Source organism: Stenotrophomonas sp. PS02289 (assembly GCF_029960115.1).
Classification (GTDB): Bacteria; Pseudomonadota; Gammaproteobacteria; order Xanthomonadales; family Xanthomonadaceae; genus Stenotrophomonas.
Map to the genome: position 1 here is coordinate 1 of NZ_JASCOZ010000280.1, position 3,118 is coordinate 3,118.

Annotated in this window: 2 protein-coding genes; one reads left to right on the forward strand and one right to left on the reverse strand. The window is 64.5% G+C overall.

What is annotated here, in order from left to right; all coding sequences use genetic code 11:
* Positions 1 to 59 precede the first annotated feature (59 nt).
* Positions 60 to 542, reverse strand: coding sequence for a VOC family protein (locus QMX83_RS20870; protein ID WP_282298536.1), 483 nt, complete (start codon positions 540 to 542; stop codon positions 60 to 62).
* Positions 543 to 814: 272 nt separating this feature from the next.
* Here QMX83_RS20870 and fhuE point away from each other — a divergent pair, with 272 nt between their 5' ends.
* Positions 815 to 2,986, forward strand: coding sequence for a ferric-rhodotorulic acid/ferric-coprogen receptor FhuE (fhuE, locus tag QMX83_RS20875; protein ID WP_282298537.1), 2,172 nt, complete (start codon positions 815 to 817; stop codon positions 2,984 to 2,986).
* Positions 2,987 to 3,118: the final 132 nt, after the last annotated feature.

Here is a 3,118-nt window from a genome sequence, read left to right on the forward strand (position 1 = left end):
GCCACGCCCTGCGTGGCTGCGATTCCCCTGGACACCGCGAAGCCACGCAGGGCGTGGCTCTACGGGCCTTTTACCGCCGCTTCGATGCCAGCCACATCGATCTTCGTCATTGTCATCATCGCCTCGAAAGCGCGCTTGGCCACCGCCGGGTCACTGCCGGTAAACGCCTCGGTCAGTACCCGCGGGGTGATCTGCCAGGACAGCCCCCACTTGTCGCGGCACCAGCCACAGGCACTTTCCTGGCCACCGTTGCCGACGATGGCATCCCAGTAGCGGTCGGTTTCAGCCTGGTCGTCGGTCGCCACCTGGAACGAGAACGCCTCGCTGTGCTTGAACGCCGGGCCGCCGTTGAGGCCGATGCAGGGAATGCCCAGCACTGTGAAGTCCACGGTCAGCACGTCGCCGGCCTTGCCCGCCGGATAGTCGGAAGAGGCCCGGTGCACCGCGTTGACCGCGCTGTCCGGGAAGGTGGCCGCGTAGAAGGTGGCCGCCTCCAGTGCGGTGCCGTCGTACCAGAGGCAGATCGTGTTCTTGGCAATCATCGGGGTGCTCCCGCTGGTGGAATGCCCGCCATCCTGGCCCCCGGGATGTTAAGACGGGGCCAGAAGCGCGACTGGTTGTCGCATTGCGCCTGACAATGATTCGCATTAACATAGTGTGATCCCGTTCGCACCAGGAAGGCGCGGCGGCGATCAGTAGCGAGCCCGGTGCTTTGGATTCAAGGCCCAGCCACGACCTGCCCCCACTTATTTCGCGCACCGCCTGGCTCAGCGTGGAGAGTTGCCTGGCGCGCGCCGCTGCCCAGGAACCGCTGATGACCCGTCGCACCGCTGTGCTGTCCCGCCGCCTGCCCCACCACCGCCTGCCGCAGGCACTGCTGGTCGCGCTGGCTACCTTCGCTGCCGCCCCGGCCTTTGCCCAGGACAGCACCGACGCCACCACCCTGGACAAGATCGTGGTCAAGGGCGAGCGCGCGGAAGGCTTCTCGGTGCGCCGCACCTCGGCCGGCACCCGCTTCAACCTCGCCCCGCGTGAGATTCCGCAGTCGATCAGCATCATCAGCCACCAGCGCATCGAGGATCAGAACCTCGACGACATCCTGGATGTGCTGAGCAACACGACTGGTGTCAGCAGCACCCAGTCCGACACCGAGCGCACCGAGTTCTACGCACGCGGCTTCTACATCGACAGCTACCAGTTCGACAACCTGCCCACCCAGATGGTGCAGAACTGGAGCTACGGCGATTCCGGCCTGGATCTGGCCATCTATGACCGCGTGGAAATCGTGCGCGGCTCCACCGGCCTGCTGACCGGCGCGGGCAACCCGTCGGCCTCGGTCAACCTGATCCGCAAGCACGCCGACAGCGCCGAGCTGACCGGCAGCGTCTCGGTCAACGTCGGCAGCTGGGGTCGCACCCGCAGCACCGTGGACGTGACCACCCCGCTGAACAAGAGCGGTTCGGTGCGCGCACGCGTGATCGGCAGCTACTTGGACACCGAATCGCAGATGGACCGCTATGACCAGCACAAGACGCTGGGCTACGCCGTCATCGACGCCGACCTGACTCCGGACACCCAGCTGAGCGTGGGCTACGACTACCAGCAGAAGCGCGCCAATGGCGCGACCTGGGGTGGTTTCCCGATGCTGTACTCCGACGGCAGCTCGACCGGCTACGACGAATCGTTCAACTCGGCCGCCAAGTGGACCTACTGGGACACCACCAGCAAGCGCGCGTTCGCCACGTTGGAACACGCCTTCAATGAGGACTGGAAGGTCCGCATCGGCGCCACCCACGACGAAACCAAGGCCGACGACAAGCTGTTCTACCCGGCCTACAACGACTGGGTCAGCGGTGCCTCGTTGTTCGACAAGAACACCGGTGCAGGCATCTCGCCGTCCGCAGGCTTCTACAACACCGAGCGCAAGGTCAGCGCGGTGGACGGTTACTTCAGCGGCGCGTTCGAGCTGTTCGGCCTGAAGCATGAAGTGATGGGCGGCCTCAGCTACAACAAGCGCGACTACGCCAACTACGGTGACTACCAGATCGGTGGCGCAGGCCTGACCTGGGACCCGTTCAGCAGCTACCTGAACTGGACCGGCGACATCAGCGAACCGAACTGGAATTCGCTGGCGCTGGCCAGCGAGGGCACCATCACCCAGAAGGCGGCCTACGCCGCCACCCGTCTGTCGCTGGCCGAGCCGCTGAAGCTGATCCTGGGCGCGCGCTACACCGACTGGAAGAGCGAAGGTGAAGGTGCGGACCGCTCGCACAAGGTGACCACCCCGTACGCCGGCCTGGTGTACGACTTCAATGACACCTGGAGCAGCTACGCCTCCTACACCGAGATCTTCCAGCCGCAGATGCTGAAGAACCAGCAGGGCGGCTTCCTGGACCCGGTGGACGGCAAAAGCTACGAAGTCGGCGTCAAGGCCGCATGGTTCGATGATCGCCTGAATGCTTCGGCTGCCGTGTTCCGCATCGAGCAGGACAACGTCGGTCAGGCGACCAACATTCCGGTCAATGGCAGCTTGAACGAGTTCGCCTACATCGGCGCACGCGGCACCGTCAGCCGCGGCTTCGAAGTGGAAGTGAATGGTGAACTGGCTCCGGGCTGGAACGCCAGCTTCGGCGCATCGCGTTACGTCGCCAAGGACGTCAACGGCACCGACATCAACACCCGTCTGCCGCAGACCGCGATCAAGCTGTTCACCAGCTACACCCCGCAGTCGATGACCGACCTGACCATCGGTGGTGGTGCCAACTGGCAGAACCGCATCTACTACCCGGTGCCGGCGTACGGCCAGATCGAACAGGGCGGCTACGCACTGGTCAACGCCTTCGTGCGTTACCGCATCGCCCCGCAGTTCAGCGTGCAGGCCAACCTCAACAACCTGCTGGACAAGAAGTATCTGTCACAGGTGAACGGCTACGGTGCCTACGGCGACGAGCGCAACGGCTCGATCACCTTCACCTGGTCGTTCTGATTCGTGGCTGCCGGGCATGGCCCGGCACTACGGAACCAACGCGATACGCACACGGCCGGGGATTCCCCGGCCGTGGGGCTTTACGGCGCGGGTTTATTAAACAAAAAGCAGCCCCACAACATGGGGTGGCCC